7 protein-coding genes are annotated in these 17494 nt (G+C 65.2%); all 7 read left to right on the top strand.

Annotated elements, in window-relative coordinates; translation table 11 throughout:
• Positions 1 to 2 precede the first annotated feature (2 nt).
• From PAN31108_RS00375 to PAN31108_RS00335, 7 genes are read left to right on the top strand one after another with little or no spacing between them, the layout of a single operon-like run.
• Positions 3 to 3866 (top strand): baseplate J/gp47 family protein, encoded by a 3864-nt coding sequence (locus PAN31108_RS00375; RefSeq protein WP_150666938.1) that lies wholly within the window; start codon positions 3 to 5, stop codon positions 3864 to 3866.
• Positions 3838 to 4656, top strand: a complete 819-nt coding sequence (locus tag PAN31108_RS00370) for a hypothetical protein (RefSeq protein ID WP_150666937.1) — start codon at positions 3838 to 3840, stop codon at positions 4654 to 4656. The genes PAN31108_RS00375 and PAN31108_RS00370 overlap by 29 nt, the downstream gene beginning before the upstream one ends.
• Positions 4653 to 5006, top strand: a complete 354-nt coding sequence (locus PAN31108_RS00365; RefSeq protein WP_150666936.1) for a hypothetical protein — start codon at positions 4653 to 4655, stop codon at positions 5004 to 5006. The genes PAN31108_RS00370 and PAN31108_RS00365 overlap by 4 nt, the downstream gene beginning before the upstream one ends.
• On the top strand, positions 5003 to 7612 hold the full coding sequence (locus tag PAN31108_RS00360; protein ID WP_150666935.1) for a baseplate wedge protein: 2610 nt from the start codon (positions 5003 to 5005) through the stop codon (positions 7610 to 7612). Before PAN31108_RS00365 ends, PAN31108_RS00360 begins: the two co-directional genes overlap by 4 nt.
• A gap of 2 nt (positions 7613 to 7614) precedes the next feature.
• Positions 7615 to 12663 carry a contractile injection system tape measure protein gene (locus tag PAN31108_RS00345; protein WP_281350015.1) on the top strand — a complete coding sequence of 1683 codons (5049 nt, stop codon included), beginning with the start codon at positions 7615 to 7617 and terminating at the stop codon, positions 12661 to 12663.
• Complete coding sequence (locus PAN31108_RS00340; RefSeq protein ID WP_150666931.1) at positions 12660 to 14033, top strand: ATP-binding protein; 1374 nt, start codon at positions 12660 to 12662, stop codon at positions 14031 to 14033. Before PAN31108_RS00345 ends, PAN31108_RS00340 begins: the two co-directional genes overlap by 4 nt.
• A 1-nt stretch (position 14034) precedes the next feature.
• Complete coding sequence (locus PAN31108_RS00335; RefSeq protein ID WP_150666930.1) at positions 14035 to 17283, top strand: hypothetical protein; 3249 nt, start codon at positions 14035 to 14037, stop codon at positions 17281 to 17283.
• Positions 17284 to 17494: the final 211 nt, after the last annotated feature.

The following is a 17494-nucleotide window of genomic DNA, read 5'->3' as shown; positions in this document are numbered from 1 at the left end:
CGATGCATAACCTCATCATTCGCGATGGAACCAGTCAGGCGATGCGGGCGCTGCCCCCGTTGCAGGACGGGTATTTCCATCTCGACGAGATGACGTTTCACGAGTTGCTCGACATCGTGGTCGAATTCGCGTCGCTGGTGCGCTTTCATAACGCCGAGGATGTGCCGGAAGGCGACTGGTCGCCGTTTTTCCGGGCGGACGAGACGGTCGTCATGAGCCGCATACTGGCGTTCGACCTCGCGCGCGAGACGGAGCGATTCGCCCAGTGGTGGCGCGACACGCCGGAGTACGACGGCGTGAGCGGCGAGGGCGCCGGCCTGCGCTCGATGCTGCGCGCGTCTCCCGTACCGGCGCTGATCGCCACGCTCAACGACTGGTTCGAGGCGCTGTCGCAGGCGCAAAGCGATAACGGGCTCGGCCTTCGCACCTTGCTGCGGGCGGTGATCATGCAGTTGAGCCGGCGCCAGTCCGGGGTGCTCGGTGCGCTAAGCACCGCTCAGTGGCGCGCGCCGCTCGATCCTGTATGGACGGAGGCGCAAACGTCGGTGATCGCACAGCGCACCGTGAGCGCCCCGGAGGGCGAAGCGCTCGGCACGGCGCCAGCGGCGCTGACGAAGGCGGATGTGCGGGCCGATTTCCACGCTTACATGAAGGCCATCGAAATGGTTCGCAAGGAGGCGTTGGCACGCTTGCCTGCCTCGCTGCACAGCGGCAGCCACGATCCTGCGGTCGGCCTGCTGATCGCCTTCGTGAAACAGTTCGAAAAGCTCCAGAGCAAGCTGAACGGCTACACGCAGAAGTTCATCGACTTCTACTACGAACGCATGCTCGGCAGCGTGCCGCGCGGTGTCGTGCCGGATCACACCTGGCTGGTGCTGCGGCGCAATCCCGATGCCCGGGATGTCGTGGTGCCGGCCGGCACGGCGTTTCCTGCCGGGATCGACGCACAGGGCCGCGACATTCTTTATCTGTCGGAAGACGCGTTGCGCGTGAGCGGGGCGCAAGTCAGCCGCGTTCAGACGCTCTTTCTCGATCACAACGGCTACAGCATGCCGGAGAACCTGCTGCCGGAAGACCCGAGCGCGGATGCCGACGGGCGCAAATGGCCCACGGCGGCGTGGTTCGACGAAGTCCCGTGTGCGCCGCCCGGCGCCGACCACCCGCAGGCGTGGCCGATTCTCGGCGCGCCCAAGCCCGGTGGCGGCGTTCGTCCTCACCGACAGGCCCGCATCGGCTTCGCCCTGGCCAGCAAAGTCCTGCTGCTCAAGGAAGGCCAGCGTATCGTGACACTGACGATCACGTTTGCCGACGACAGACTCGTCACACAACTCGGTCAGGTCGCCGACGCCGTATTCGGCAAAGCCGATGCCATGTCCGATGCGATGCATCTGCAACGTCAGGATCTCTATCTCAAGATCCTTCGCAGCCTGTTTTCGGTATCGCTGACAGGGGAGACGGGCTGGATCGACATCACCGGCTATGTGCCACGGCTCGAAGACCGGGCGTTGCGGCTGAGTTTCGCGCTCCCGCCGCAATCGCCGTCGGTCGTGCGCTATACGCCTGCCTTGCATGGCGAACGGTTCGACATCGATACGCCGCTCGTGAGATGCATCGTCAACCCCGGCGCCTATCTTTTCCCCTACGGCCTGCTGCGCAACCTGCCCGTGACCGGCGCGCGCATCGACGTGGAGGCGCGCGGATGCCGGGATCTGGTGCTGTACAACAACATCGGCCAGTTGAGCCCCGCAACCCCCTTCGCGCCGTTCGGCCCGTTGCCGCGCCTCGGCAGTTATCTGGTCGCGGGTAGTACGGAAATGGCGTCCAAGCGCATCACGCGGTTCAGTCTGCGTATCGAATGGGCGGACTTGCCACGCGTGACGGGTGGATTCGGCACGTGGTACGACGGCTACGACGTGCGTCTGTCCAACGACGATTATCTGGCGTCCGTAGAAGTGCTGGCGAAGGGCGGATGGCTGCCGGTAGGCGACGCGGCGCGCCCCGTCGTGCCGCTCTTTCACACGCGCGTGACGCCCGGAAAAGGCGAGCGGATCGACAACACCATCGTCTGGGACGCGGGGCCACTCGCGCATCTGTTCGAGCCGGACGCCGGGGTGAGTCCGACGCATCCGCTGACCTGGGGGCCGGGCGCGAAGAACGGTTTTTTCAAGTTCACGTTTGCCGCGCCGGCATTCGCTTTCGGGCATGAAACGTATGCCCAGACGCTGTCCACGACCATGCTCGCCAACGCGCGCAAGCGAATGTGGCGACGGTCTCGTCCCATGCCGCGTGCGCCGTATACGCCCATCGTCAATACGATTTCGTTCGACTATGCCGCCACCGGCGCCATCAGCGTGGACCGGATTGCCAATCGGGACGAGGACGGGCGCTTCCTCCACCTGTTCCCGTCGGGCTGGGAATCGCTGGACATGACGAGCTATCCCGCGCCTGAGTTGCTGCCGCGCTTCGAGGACGCCGGCAATCTGTACATCGGCATCGACGCCGCTTCGTCGGATAGCCAGGAGGGGCAGGCGGGGCAGGAGCGGCCGGGGGCGCTGGGAGACACGCTGACATTGCTGTTCCAGTTGCGCGAAGACTCGCGGCCCGTCGCGACGCTCACCGACGATGCGCAGGGCGACGGGCGTCGCGCTGGTTTGCACTGGCACTATCTTTCCGACAATGTCTGGAAGCCCTTCTCGAGGAAGGACATTCTGACCGACGGCACGCACAGGCTGATGACGTCAGGCATCGTGACGTTGCGCGTGCCCGCCGACATCGGCAACCGCAACACGGTCATGCCGGACGGGCTGTACTGGCTTCGGGTGAGTGCCGATCGCGACATGGAGAAGTATTGCAGCCTGTACGCCGTGCACGCGCAGGCGGTGCAGGTCCGCCGGGCGCCGGACGTGCCGCAGGACGCGCCGATGGTCCTGCCGGCGGGAACGATCACGCGCAGCCGGCGGCCGCTGCCCGGCATCGTCTCGCTCGTGCAGCCGTTGCCGTCGTGTGGCGGTCGTCCCCAAGAGACCCGCGAACAAATGCGCACGCGGGTGAGCGAGCGACTTCGCCACAAGCAACGCGCGGTAACGCCCGCCGACTTCGAATCGCTGATTCTGGAGGCATTCCCGGAAGTCTACAAAGTGAAGTGCTTCGCGAATCTGTCCACGAAGCACGGACCGCACGATTGCGTGCGACCCGGTCAGGCGCTCATCGTGCCGTTGCCTTACTGGCCGGCGGTGAAGGACGCCGAGCAAATGCCGATGCTCGACGGCAACGTCATTCAACAAATCGCCGCCTTTGCCAACGGCCTGTCATCGCCATGGGCGAGCGTCTCGGTCGAAAACCCCGTCTACGAGCGCATTCAGGTGCGCTGCAAGGTGCGCTTCACCGACCGCGCCGGCAACGGGCTTTACCTCGAGATGCTCAATGCCGCGATCTCCCGCTACCTCACGCCGTGGCAGGACGGCGAGGGATATCGCACGCATTTCGGATGGTGCATCCGGCAACACGATCTCGAGGCCTACATCGGGTCGCTGCCTTACGTGCAATACGTCTCGGGTTTCTCGATGCTGCGCATCACGACCGTGGCGACCGGCGCGGACGCCGCCGAACTTGCCTCGACCGACATGCAGACGTTCACGCTGTACGACACCGCCCGCCGTCGGGGCGCCGGCGAGGCGGCGCACACGGATATCGTCCCGCTGTACCCGTGGAGCATCGCGATTCCGGTCGCGCATCACGCCATCGAAGCGGTGGACGACGAAATGGACTACGCGGGCGTGCCGACGACGCTGAGTCAATTGGAAATCGGCACCACTTTCATCATTTCGGATGACGACCATGAATGGAAAACCGATCGCCCGGCGTAACCGGGATACCTTGCGCCGCAAATTCGGCAACGGCGAAATGCCCTCGGCGACCGCGTTCTCCGAGCTGATCGACTCCATGCTCAATATCGTGGACGAGGGCTTCGACAAGACGCCGGTCGACGGACTCAAGGTTTCGCAGCTCAATCAGGGCAAGCTACTGAGCTTCTACCAGAACATCGACCTGAAGAGCCCGATCTGGACGATTCAGCTCGATGGCGAGGCGGGCGGGCTGGCGTTCGGTAACGGCGACAATCCGACAGCGTTGACGTTGCGTCAGTTGGGCAAGGCGAATGGCGACGAGACGGCGGACAAAGCAGTCGCGGCAGCCGGCTTCGAGCTGGACGTGGCGGGGCGTGTCGTGGCCGACGGGCGGCGAGGTCGCCCGGGCGCCCGTACGGTTCAGGCGGACGGCAAGTGGCATGACATCACCGATCCGCTGACCGGCTGTCAGGCGTTCGAGATCACGGCGGGCGTGGGCAAGCGGGGCAGCGGCAAGTTCGCGCTGATGCATGCCTACGCGGTGATGGCGTACAACGGCAAGGGCGATATCGACTACCGCCAGTCCCACTTCGGCAGCAAGTGCAATCGTCTCCAGCTTCAGTGGGCGGACGCCCCGGACGGCGCAAAGCATAGTTACGTCCTGCAGATGCGCGTGGGGTGTCCGTACGATTCGACGCGCGACGCCGCCGGTGCACCGAAGACATGGGTGACGTACTACCTGACCACGCTCTGGTTCGATCCGGAGATGACCGGCAGCGCCACGGATCCCGAACCGAAGGGGGCGCAATGACCGAAGCCAACGCCGTGCGCGCCACCGTCGATATCGTTCTCGCGGCAGATGACGCCCAATTGCTCATGAGTGCGCTGAGCGAGCTCCCGTTCAAGCGGGTTTTCGAACTGATCGGCCTGCTCAACCGCCAGGCCAATGCCGCCGCCCCCGGCGCGCCGCTCGTGTGCGCGCTCGATCCGTGCGCCTTCGCGCTGATTGTGGAAGCGTTGGGGCAACTGCCGTACCACCGGGTCCACGGGCTGATCGACGGTCTGAAAGCCCAACTGCACGCCGCGCGCAGTGCCGGGGAGCGCGGCGCGGCGGGGACGGCGCGTCATGCGCGTCGCATGTCCGGCGCGAGGATCCAATGAACGCGCCCGAGTCCATCGCCCGCCACGACGGCGTGCGGCCCGATCCGCATGGGCTCGACTTCGATGCACTGCGTCGCGCAGGTATCTCGACGTTGCAGGCGTTGTGCGGCGATCGCTGGACCGATTACAACCTGCACGACCCGGGCGTCACGATTCTCGAACAGTTGTGCTACGCCATCACCGAGCTGGGCTACCGGTCGGACTTCCCGCCCGAGGATTATCTCGTCGGCAACGACGGGCAAATCGATTATCGGCGTCATGCACTGCATCCGGCCGATGAGATTCTGCCGAGCGAGGTGCTCACGTTCGAGGATTACCGAAAGCTGTTCTACGACACGATTCCGGAGTTGGAAGACGTGTGGCTCACGCGCGACGAGCGCCCGTACGGCACCGGGCACGCGCCGCACGGGCTTTGCCGTATTGCAGTCAAGCTCAACGATGCGCTTCAGGACGACGCCGACGACGCCACGCGCGCCCGGCATGAGGCCGCCGTGTGTCTGCGCGTTCGGGAGGTCTTCCATGCGCACCGGAATTTGGGCGAGGATCTGTCCGATGTCGTCGTCGTCCCGGTGCAGTCGGTGTATCTGAGCGGTGAGATCCAGATTCACAGCGAGCGCGACCCTGCCTCTATCTTCGCGGACATCTTCTTCCGTTGCGCGCGCGCGGTGCATTCGGGATTCCGGATCGAGCGGTATGTGAACGCGTTCGATGCGGGGATTCCGCTCGACACCTTGTTTGCGGGACCGCGCACCGAACACGGGTACGTTGCTGGCACCGGCGCGCAGGCGCAGGGTGCGCCGATCGCGCTCGCGCGCCTCGTGGGGCTGGTGCAGGAGGTGGACGGCGTTGCGCACGTGCAGCGTCTCGCGCTGTGCGACGCCAATAACCGCCCCGTGAGCGGCGACAGCGTGGCGGGCAATTCGGGCGCGGTGCTGCGACTCCGGTTTCCCGGCGATGCGCAGAGCCAGTTCCTCCGTCTGCATTTTGCCAGCGGTGCGCTCAGCACCGGCACCAGGACACATGCCTCGGATAGCGGCAGCGATCCCCGACGCGAAGAGAAGTCACGGGTGGTGCTCGAAGACGCCCGGGTGGCGCTCGCCAAAGCCCGCTTCGAGTTCGATACGCTGCGCAACACGAAGCAGTCTGTGACGGGTATCGTGCCCGCGCCTCAGGGCGAACTGCGGGCGCTACGCGACTACTATTCCATCCAACATCAGTTCCCGGCGATCTACGGGATCAACCGGTTCGGCGTGCCACCCACGGCGCCGCTTGCCAATCGCGTCAGCGCCCATCAACTCAAGGCGTACCTCTATCTGGCCGAGCAGTTGATGGCCAACTATCTGGAGAATCTGCAATCGGTCGGCCGGATGTTCTCTGTCGACACGTTGTATGAGACGTACTTCTCGCAGCCCATCGGCAACGACGCGCTGCCCGACATTGAGGCGTTCTATACCGACGCCCCGGCGGCAGTGCGCGGCCGTCTCGAACAGATCGTATCGAGAAAGGACCGTGCCGAGGATCGTCGCAGCCGGTTGCTCGATGTGTTGCTCGCCATGTACGGCGAGACGTATTCGCAAAAGTCCCTGCGTCGCTTCGACGACTATCAGGACACGCATGGCGCGCGCTGGCTGATCGACAACAAGCTGGACTTCCTGCGTCATATCGCAACGCTGTCGAGGGACCGCGCGTCGGCGTTCGACATCACGGCGATGGACATGCGACCGGACGGCCGGCCGAATGTGGCGGGCGTGCACGCGAAGATTTCGATTCTGCTGGGCCTGCCTGCGGATCCGTCGCCCACGCCATTGAGCGATGCGTTGCTTCGCTGGCATCTTCGGTTGCAATCGGACCATACCGTCACGAAGGCAAGCTACGAGCACGCGGCGGCACGTCTGATCGTTCTGAGGTCGCAGGGCGAACCGCCGCCCCGCAGCGCCCGTCAGGGGGAAGCGCACACGATGCCGGGAGACACCCTGCCCGGTGGACTGCTCGTGCACGGCGTTCGGCTGGAGAACTACGTGCTGCGGCAACATGGCGACGCGGTACACGTCCATTTCCGCACGCACGACGCCCGGCTCGGCGAGGCGTCGTCGGCACCTTCGGCGGGCGAAGTGCAACTGGCGCGATTCCAGGGTGACGACGCCGTGGCGTATGCCGACCGGTATGTGGACATTCTGCGGGCCTTCCTGTGCGAGTTGAACCAACAGTCCGAAGGCTTCTATCTGGTCGAGCACGTGCTGTTGCGTCCCCGCCATCTGTCGGCGGAAGTCGAGGGCGATCCGAAGGCTCGCGAAGCGGAGTCTTTCTTCAATGCGCGTGTGAGTGTGGTGTTTCCGGCATGGACCGCGCGTTTTAGCGATCCCGATTTCCGGATACTCGCGCAGGAGACGGTTTGCCGTAACCTGCCCGCACATCTGCTGCCGGAATTCCACTGGATGGACCACGTTTCGATGCGCGACTTCGAACACCGGTACGGGCTGTGGCGCGCGCGGCTGCGGGAGCGGGAGACGGCGGCGTCGCCCGAGCGGCTCGACGCCGCGAGCGCCAGTCTGCGGGCATTGCTGATGCGTCGTCGTCAGGCCCATCACCTCACGCTCTGGGTATAGCCGTGCAGGCGCGACATCGGATCCGGAAACTCGATTTCGACCTGACCTTCACGGCGGGCGAGATGCGCATGTCTCAGGGCGAACCGCTGCGCGCGCTGGTGGTGGAACGTCTGCTGCCCGTCATGGCGTCGGTGTTGGACGACGTCACCCCGGACACCGACGTTTATCGCATCGACCGGCTCGACGTCGATCTCGGCGATGTCGCCATCGACGACTTGCCGGAGGCGCTGGCGGAGCGGCTCGCGCATGAGTTGACGCAGGTGCTGTTGCATGGCCGGGGGCAACATGAACGGGAACCGGGGCCGGGCGGGGAGGGCGTTACGAGCGCCGGGGCCCTCGTGCAGGACGTGAGGCAAGTCGCGTGGCAAGACGAGGGCGACGGGCGCCATGGGCATGATCGCGCGCGGCATGCAGGGGAGCGGTCGGCAAACACGGCCGATGCGGCCAAGGTCCGCCGATTCGCGACGCCAACGGACGCCGATATCGCCGATCTGATGGCGTTCCTGACGCATGGCCGGCTGACGCGCGACGACGCACGCGAAGCCCAACGCCGCTATGGGGACGGACGTGAGCGAGCGGCGCGCACCGCCCCGGCCTTCGCCGGCATCGCACCCGCCGGACCAGCGGCATTGGCAAACTCGGAAGACCCCGGGCATTCGCATCATCCGACGGCGGCGTCCGAGGCAAGCGCTGCAACGCCTAAAGCCGGTGCAACCACGCCGGCCGCTACAGCCACCACCACAGTTACCGCCGCTACAGCCGCCACCACGTTGACGGACCACGCCGACCCGATCGAGCGCTTGCTGGCACGTGTGCTGGCAGGCGATGTCGACCGACTTCGACACCAGATTCGAGCGACGGCGTCGCCCGAAGTCGTGATTGAACGTCTGACGAAACAATTTTCAGTCTACAGCGTCGAGGCGCTCCTGCGGGCGCTGCATCCGCAAGCGGCCCCCGTTTGGCTCCGGGAACTCGGCGCGCTGGATGTCCTGCTGACCCAGGCACGTTGGGCCACCGCTTACCGGGTTCAGGCGCTCCGCGTGTCGAGAGCGCGTCTGGTCGCGGCAGGGCTACGGCCTCCTGAGGCCGGCGCGCTGGCCATGCCGTGGCACGGCGTGTGGCAAGCGGTGCTCGCCTCGACCAGCGTGGGCACTTCGTCCCGAGAGCACGACGAGGCGTCGGATCGCCTGCGGTCTGTGTTGCGTGCGGCAGCGTCGGGGCGGGCGGGCGACTACCCGTCTCAGATGATCGACGCGTTGCACCGGGTCAGCCAACCGCGCCATCAGAGCGGCCATCGCGGGCCAAACACGGCAAACCGGGCCGCCGAACACGGCGATCCCGCTTCGCAGCGGCAGTTGACGGCGATATCAGACGTATCGGAGGTTGCGGACGTATCGGACGTATCGGACGTATCGGACGTATCGGACGTATCGGACGTATCGGACGACCGATTGAACGAGGAGGCGGACGCGCCGGGCATGACCGACATGACGGCCATGGCCGGTGCTGCGGATGGGGCGGAAGTAGCCGGAGCAGCCGAGGTGGCCGGAGCAGCCGGGGAGACGGACGTGGCAGGGGCGCAGCGGACGGCGTCGAATGACCGAACGCAGGCGCGGGTCAAACGGCGTCTGGCAGTGGCGCTCACGCGCGGGCACGCCGAACCGCTCTACAACGCCTGGCCGCAATGGATGGCGAGCGAACCCGATCTGTTGCGCGCGGCCTTGCGCCATTACCTCCGCGTTGCGGATCTGCGCGAGCAAGTCGCCTCGACGTTTCCCGTGTCGATGCTCGAGGACATGCTGGCGCTGTTGTTGCCCAAAACGCTGACGCCTCCCGCTGATGGGCGACAGGCGATGGATCCCGTGACTGGCGCGAACCCGGATACGGAATCGGGCACGATTACGTCACCTGACGTAGCAACGGACGGCAAAGCGCGCCGTGAAGCGTCGAACGCAGCCGTAACCGCCTCCGCTGACACTTTCCCAGACGCCGATGCACGAGCGAACAGCGACCTCGCCACCGTCACGGATCTGGCCGCACTCGACGCCCCGGCCGCATCGTGGCGATGGCGACACGCATGGGCACGCGACGCAGCGTCGCTGGCGGCGTCTGTTGATGTAAACCGCTCGGAAACCGCTCAGCGGGCATGGTCCGAGAGACAACATGCCGCGTCCGTGGCCACGCATCAACGCACCGATGCGTCGATGATTCGGGATCACGAAAGGAAGCACGACGCGTCCGACGGGAAACACACAAGGGCAGGTTCCCCGACCGCGACACCGGCGCCGGTCGCCGACAGCACGGATCAGGCGTCATTCCGCGCGTCGCTTGAGGCGTCATTCGAGGCGTCTCTTGAGGGGTCTCTTGAGGGGTCTCTTGAGGGTGCGTTTGAGGGTGCGTTTGAGACCTCATCAGGACCTTCGCTACCGAAACATGAGCGTCTCGTTCGCGCGTTGCTGAGCGGATCGCCACAGGCGCTGCTCGACGACTGGCGAAGCTGGTTGACCGGGGATACGTTACCCGCTGTGTGGCGACACTATGTGGCGTACGACACCGTATTGATGCGCGTTGTGTATGGCTTCCCCGAGGACATGCTCGCGGATCTGGCCACGTTGCTCGATCCGTCGGCGGCGTCACGCTGGCATAGTTTCGCGGCGCTGGCGTTGGAATCGTTCGACGACGACGGCACGCATACCGCAACGATGGCATCCACAGTACCGACAGCACCGATCGCGGTGAAGCTCCGGGACGACGCTCACGGGCACGGCCTGGACCCGACGTCCCCCGCGGCCCCAATGCCGCCAACGACGGGGCAGGGCGATGCCAGGATCACGCAAGTCAATGCGGCAGACGACGACCCGGCGCTCTCCGGCGCGCGACACGAACATCGGCCCGCCTCGGTTCGCGCATCGTCGACGGATGTCGCACGATGGAAGCGAACCGTGTGGCATATCGTGTTCCTGCGTTTGCGAGACGCCCGGCTAAGCGCCTCCCTTGCCGACATCGAAACGCAGGGGCATCGTGCAGCGACTTCGCCGTGGCAGCACCGGCTGCTCGACCGGTGGTTTTCGCGGCAGGTCCCCCCGGACAGGAGGGGCGACGGACCGGATCGCGAACGTCCCGCCACGACGCATGCGCACTCGCCCGCAGACGATCTCGCCGCGACCCGGCGCGTTGGCCGTACATCTCGCGGCGCGGGCGGGCCGGCAGATGCCGGATTGCCGGCTACGCCGTCGTCACAGGCGTTGCAACGTATGATCGGGCTCCGTCACACGCTCCTACCCGAGGGCGACGATCTGGTCGTGCAGGCATCGCGCTTATCGGACGAACACCGCACCGCATTGCAACGCGAGCTGGCGATGTCGAAATCGGCGCTGACGGACGGCGCCGACAGCCTCGACGCCGCAGGCTGGCAAGCGGTCGTGAACACGATGATCGCCGTCAGCGACGTGATACCGGAGGTCCATCGCGCAACCCTGTACCGCTCGGTCGTCGCGCATGCGCCCGACGTTGCGGCGTCCGATCGCCACGCCGTCGCCCGTTATTTCGCGAGTGTCGCCGCAGCACTCGCCAGCCATGCGGTGCTGGCGCTTGATTCGTTGAGCGAGGCGGCAATTCACGCCCCGCACGCCCCGCACGCCGCGCACGCCGCGCCGGATGCCGAAGCGGTCGTGCCCGAAGCCAACTCGGGCTCGCCGCTTGCCGAAGCGTTTCAAGCGTCTGCCCATCCGTTCGAAGCGTCTGGAACACGCCCCCCCTCCGCAACGGGCGAAGAGATCGCGGCGACGGTCGTGACGTCTTCCGACGCCTCGCACGCCATCGCCTCCGAAATCGCCTCCGAAATCGCCTCCGAAATCGCCTCCGAAATCGCCTCCGAAATCGCCTCCGAAATCGCCCCTGAAATCGCCCCTGAAATCGCCCCTGAAATCGCCCCTGAAATCCCCCCCGAGACCTTCCCTGTCGCGGACGTCGACGCCTCGTTCGAAAAGGCGGTCCAAGATGCGGTCGGCGCCCCGAGCCGTCTCACCGACATGCCAGACGACTTTATCGATTACCTCACTTCCCCGGCGTTTCGTCAGGGGCATGCGCCACCCCCCGGGCTCGATATCTGGTTGCGGCAGTCCGTCTATTCGGGCGCGCATGGGCTGCGCCCGATCATCGCGCAGGCCGCCGACGACGAAGCGCTGGCCGAACGCTGGCTGGACTTGATCCCACCGCCGCTGTGGCCGGGCATCGCGCGTCTGTCGCCCCGAGACACGCCACAAGTCGCACACATGCTGCGCCTTGCGACGGACATCGCCGACATGTTCGCAACGTCCGTCGAGACCGTGGAGCAAGCCACGTTGCACCGCACACGCTGGTTGTCCCTTTTTCCCTGGCTCTTCGTCCCGCAACGGCGGTTCGACATGCCGTCGTTCGCCGGCTCGCTGGTCGAACGGTTGGCGCGCCGCGCGAATGTTGCCGTCCCGGCGGCGCTGATTTCTCGCCTTCAACAGCAAACAGGCATCGATATGCATTCATCCGCTTCGCCCCCGAAGGACGCTGCCCCCATGCCTGCCGAGGTCGACCATGCCGGTATCGTGATCACATGGCCGTTCCTCCCGAGACTGTGGGAACTTCTCGATCTCACCAGTGAAGGGCGATTCGTGAGCGAGGCCGCCGCCGAGCGCGCCGTACTTCTGTTGTACTACGCGGGCACGGCACGAACCGAAGCGCCGGAGCATGCGTTGACGATGCACAAGTTGCTATGCGGCGTTCCGCTTGCCGCGCCGGTGGCGCGTCATCTGGACATCAGCGACAAGGAAGCCACGATCTGCGCACAGATGATCGACGGCATCATCGGCCACTGGCCGTCGCTCAAGAACACCTCGCACGACGGGCTGCGCGAAGCCTTCCTGCAACGCGGGGGACGATTGTCGCCCGCCGACGAGGGCTGGCGTCTGAACGTGCGCAAATTGACGATCGATATCTTGATGAAGCAGATGTCCTGGAGCGTCTCCACGATTCACTTGCCTTGGATGGCACAAACGCTATGGGTGGATTGGGCATGACGTCCGCACAGACCGCCGAGAACGCGCTGGCAGCGAACGCCGACAGCCTCGCTCGCGAAATCGCATGGTTCGGCGCCGTGCTGGAAACCCGGCTGCACGCTTACTTCATGCATGAAGGCGTGCAGCACGACATCCATGCACACAAGCCCCCGGACCTGACCCATGACCCGTCGCCCTTCGCACGGGCGCTGACCGAATACGGTCTGGCGGACGATTTCGACGCGCGCATGGTGCTCATGCTCGCCATGCTGCCGCATATCCGTCCGCAGGCACTGGATCTGTTGTTCACACAAAACAAGAACACCGAACGCCAGTTCACCGAGTTCGGCGGCTGGCGCGCCCAGCATCATAACGGGCTGCTGCCCACGGGCGAGACGGCTGCGTTCCTGCTCGCGGGCGACGACCTCTCGCGCCGGTTCGAAGTGCTCGACCTGTTCGACACGGACCACGTTTTCGCCCGGGCGGGCATTCTCCGGCTGGAACGCCGTGCCGACGGTGAGCCCGCGCTGGCTGCCGCGCTGCACATCGAGCGCGATTTTCTCGAGCGCAGCACCTCCGGGCGCGAGCACAAGCCCGACTACAGCGCCGGTTTTCCCGCCAAGCGCATTACGACACGGCACGACTGGCGCGATCTCGTACTGACGCCGGATGTCATCGACGAAATCGACCAGATTCGGCAATGGCTCGACGGTGGGGAAGCGGTCATGCGCCGCTGGCAACTCGACCGGATGGTGAAGCCGGGTTTCCGTGCGCTGTTCTACGGCCCGCCGGGCACGGGCAAGACGCTGACTGCCACGCTTCTCGGCAAGGCGGCGGGCGTCGACGTCTATCGCATCGACCTGTCGAAGATCGTCTCGAAGTACATCGGCGAGACCGAGAAAAACATGGCGAACGTGTTCGATCAGGCGCAGAACAAGCGCTGGATCCTGTTCTTCGACGAAGCGGACGCCCTGTTCGGCAAACGCACCGAAGGCGGCAGCGCCAACGACCGTCATGCGAATCAGGAAGTCGCCTATTTGCTTCAGCGCATCGAAGACTACCCCGGTGTGGTGCTGCTCGCCAGCAACCTGAAAGGCAATATCGACGAAGCCTTTGCGCGGCGCTTCCAGAGCGCGATTCATTTCCCCATGCCCGACGACGTTCAGCGGCTGCAACTCTGGCGCAATCTATTCCCCGAGCGTCGGGGGCTGGCCGCAGACGTCGATCTGCCCGCACTCGCGAGCGCACATGTGCTGTCCGGCGGCGCGCTGCTCAACGTCGCACGACATGCCGTGATGTGGGCCGATCGCGAGGGGCGGGACACCGTCACGCAGGCCGACTTGCAGCGCGCCATTCGTCGGGAACACATCAAAGAAGGACGCACGATCTGATATGAGCCACGTCCCCTTCACGAGATGCTCCGGCAGGCGCACCAGCAGACGACTGTCGTTGCTGAGTGCGAGGCTCGCGAGCCTGATGGTGTCGGCCGCCGCCCTCGCCACCGCGCCGTCGACGGCGGGCGCCGTGGTAGCGCCGCCGATACCGCAGACGGCATCGACACCCGCGACGGCATCGACAAATACGTCCGCCATCTCACCGACGAAGGCGCCACCGGCGGCGTCGGTGCCGGTCGCTGCGACGCCCGCATCCGCCGCAGCGTCGTCGCCTTCGTCATCGGCGGCATCGGTGGCAGCGCCGCCGCCGGCGTCCGCCTCCGCACAACCCGGGACGCCTAATGGCAAGATTGACGGCACGTTCAGCGCACCCCCCAGGGGAGCGCCGACCCAATCGGTGGCCGCGCCGGCCGAGATGCCTTCGGTGAAGGCCTCGCGCATGGCGCCGCCCGTCGGCAGCGACGGCAAGCCGATGACGCCCGAGCAGGCGTGGCGCATCGTGAATACCGTCCAGGTGACGCCGGAGCCGACGTCCGGCCCGGCCACCGTCCTGATTTCCGCCGACGTGGTGAGGCATCTGGCGCCGGCCACGCGACGCGCCATCCAGCAGGCGCTTCTCGTCATTTACTCGGAGGATCCCGCCTACCTTCAGGCGTATCGGGAGAGCACGCGACCGCTGTCGGACAACCTCGTCGGCCCGATCACCTTGTCGTGGCTCAATCGCTTCTGGCTGGATTTCAAAATGCAGCCCGTGGGCAATCTGACCAATGCGTCGGTACAGGCGCTGCTGAAGTTCGCATCGATCGTGCGCGCCCATCCGCAATGGAAGGCCGATCTGGTCGGCGCAGACCTCGGCCGCTGGATCGACGGTTTCGAGCCGAAAGAGCGGGCCAGGTATTACCAGATTCGACTCGCGGGCACGGACGACGAGATCGCCGCCATGCTTTGGCTCTACCACCTCGATACCGACGGCAACCGCAACGCGGGCCCCGATCCGGACCGGGCGTTGCTGACGATCTACAACTACACGCTCGATGCAGCCGATTTCGGCCTGTTGGCGTCGAAGTCCAAAGTCATCGACCACCTTTCGGCCTTGCAGGACAAGGTCTATCTCAATCAACCGCTGTTCGACGCTGCCGTGCTCGACGCGCTCAAGGATCTGGGCAAGCGGGCCGAAGCCTATCTGCCCGAAGCCCGGGCGGTGGCGATCACCACGACGTATCAACTCACGGACGCGTCGCTCCAGCAGCTCCGTAACGATAATCGGGTGCCGACGGACATCATCGATGCGGTCTCCGGGCTGACCGAGGAGTATGCCAGTCAGGCGGACTTCAACGAAGCGATCCTCGACGCCACTTCGGAGATCAAGACGCCGGTCGATCCGTACGTCCCGGAAATCCTGCGCGCGGCACAGTCGCAAACCACCTATGTGCTGACGGCGCAGGCGCTGGCGGAGTTGGCGTCGAGTCGCCGCAACGAGTCGGTGCCGCCGGTCGTTCTGGACATGCTCAAAGGATTGCAAGGGCTGCAATATCCGCAGTTGTGGCTGTTCGACCGGGCGGTCATGGCGCGTCTGCGCGAGGGTGTGGGCGCGTGTCCCACGGGCATTCCCGGCAGCGTGGCCGATGCCCGCAAGGTCTCGGCAGAGCAGATGCAGCAGTTGTCGGCGGTGCTGCGGGATCCGGCGCTTTTTTCACAACTGGAAGCGTTATGGCGCAAAGGCGCATGCTCAACCGTCGACACCTTGTCGCTGCCGCAGTTGATGCAGGCGCTGTACGACCGCTTCCGGCCGTCGCTCGTGGCCACGGCACGTAAGCGGCCGGTGTTCGATCCGACGAAACAGGTCAGTTGGAGCGGTGACGGTTGCGGCTGCCTGCTCGACCATCTGCAAGGCACCGTGTACGGCTTCTTCCCGTTCTGGATGGCCGGGGCGAAACAGACCGTGGATTTCAGCACGCTCACGCGCATCGGCTATTACGGCGCGACGTTCGACGACACCGGTGCGCTGGTGCAAGCCAACTACGGCAGCAACTTCGTAGAGCTGTCGCAAACGTCGGCGTCGCTGCCCGGGGACTTCGTCTCCGTGGCGCAACGGCATCAGAGCGACGTCCAATGGGTGATTCAGCGCAACGACTGGCGCAGTTGGACACGTCTCGACAGGGACCGTAAAGTGGCCGTACTCGACCGGCTCGGAGAGGATATCGTGAAGTTGCTCTCGACCGGCCTGCGCAACTGGACGGCGACCGTCTCGAACCATCTGCCGTTCGGGGCGCGCTTCGCGCCGACCAACGGGAGCGGTGTCGTCCTGTTCTTCGACGGCTATCCGGAAGACCCCGTGTCGGTGGTCGTGTTCAATCAGTTCGTCGACCAGCTGCGCACGCAATTGCGCAAGGCGAGGGCGGGAGATCGCATCGACATCCTCATGCGCCACGACCGCGTGGGGCACGGCATCTACACTTACGCGAACCTCCTGCAACTGGTCTCGGACACCGACAAGAACGTCTCGACCGATCTGCTCGCCCGTGTGGACCGTGACAGGAACCGCCGCCCGAACTTCCTCGTGCTGCTCGACGAGCCCACGACCGACTCGAAGAAGGCGTTGCGCGAAGCCGTCGAAGGGGGCTTGCACGGCGAGAATCGCAAAACCGTGTTGCGTCAGATCATTCCCGTCATCACGTTCGATAACGACAACTGGCAGCAGCTTCAGGACGATATCGTCTACGCGCAGGACAACTTCGGCGGTATCGGATTCTGGCCGATGCCGTTGCGCGATGCGTCGAAGCAAGCGGCCAACGCCGATCCGGCATTACCTGCCGCCGATTCCCTCATCCCCAAACCGACCGAAGGCGTGCAGGCATGCACGTTGACGCGCAGCATCAGCGAGTGCCTGGCGGACCATTACCAGATTCCTGCCGGGGCGCAGTCGTCCGCCGTTTGCAAGACCGTCTGCGAAAACCTGTATGCGTTCCGGCTGGCGACGAAGATCGTCCTGCTGTTGCTGATCGGGTGCGCGGTGGCCTATTACGTGTCGTGCCGCTGGCGCGAGTGGATGGCGCGCTACTATCACGCCCCGGCATTGGTGGTGGCCGCACTGTGGATTCTGCTCGGACTGGCGTTACTGTTCTGCGATCCGTTCCTGCGATGGCTGGCGCGCGGCTACATGATTCCGATATTTCTCGTGCTGTTCATCGTGGCGCTGATCGCCTGGTATCAATACCAACTCAAGGCGCGCGACGATCAACCCTGAGTGCCCACGCCACGCGTATATTGCCGATGCATCGCACCACATCGCGTATATCGCGCATATCGGGCATAGCAGGCGCATCGCGCCGGAATCGCATCGTGCATGACGCGCGAGCGCGAATCCGGCGCGGCATGTCATTGCGTCATTGCACCACTTCGCTACCATCACCCCATCGCCCGATCCGGATGGCGACGTTTCAGAATTCGGCTATGCT

The organism is Pandoraea anhela (genome assembly GCF_902459655.1).
Classification (GTDB): Bacteria; Pseudomonadota; Gammaproteobacteria; order Burkholderiales; family Burkholderiaceae; genus Pandoraea; species Pandoraea anhela.
This window is presented reverse-complemented; position numbering and strand designations above follow the sequence as displayed.